Raw genomic sequence first — 719 nt, forward strand, 5'->3', positions numbered from 1 at the left:
GCCGAAGGTGGGGTTAGTAATTGGGGTGAAGTCGTAACAAGGTAGCCGTAGGAGAACCTGCGGCTGGATCACCTCCTTTCTAGGGAGTCGAAAGATAGAGTATAATCTATCTTATAAATTGATGGTCTAAGTAAGTTTACAATCTACTCTGTTTAATTTTGAAGGATTATGATAAATTCATAGATTCTTCTTTCAGTTTACAGCCAATTTGGAATGTAAATTGAAAAATTGTCCTTTGAAAATTGCACAGTAAATAAGAAATGAAGTAAAGCTAAGGTTATAATATAACCTTTGTAGATGATACAAAGAAAATTGCTAAAAGCAATTTTCGACAAGTAAAGGTCAAGCTACAAAGGGCGCATGGAGGATGCCTTGGCACCAGGAGCCTAAGAAGGACGNGATAAGCTGCGAAAAGCTCTGGGTAGGCGCAAATAGCCAGAGAACCAGAGATATCCGAATGGGGAAACCCACCTAGATAACNCTAGGTACTGCAAACTGAATACATAGGTTTGTAGAGGCAAACCCGGGGAACTGAAACATCTAAGTACCCGGAGGAAGAGAAAGAAACATCGATTTCCTAAGTAGCGGCGAGCGAACGGGAAAGAGCCCAAACCAGGAACTTGTTCCTGGGGTTGCGGATAGGTCATAAATACTGTGAAGTGTTAATTGAAGAGAGCTGGAAGGCTCCGCCGGAGAAGGTAAAAGCCCTGTAAATGAAA

General features: G+C 41.8%; 2 rRNA genes. Both read left to right on the plus strand.

The features are described 5' to 3' along the window. Positions 1–79, plus strand: a 16S ribosomal RNA gene (locus tag WY13_RS16810); the annotation flags it as partial. A gap of 261 nt (positions 80–340) precedes the next feature. Then, positions 341–719, plus strand: a 23S ribosomal RNA gene (locus WY13_RS16815); the annotation flags it as partial.

It is taken from the genome of Clostridium ljungdahlii, assembly GCF_001636845.1.
Lineage (GTDB): Bacteria > Bacillota > Clostridia > Clostridiales > Clostridiaceae > Clostridium_B > Clostridium_B ljungdahlii_A.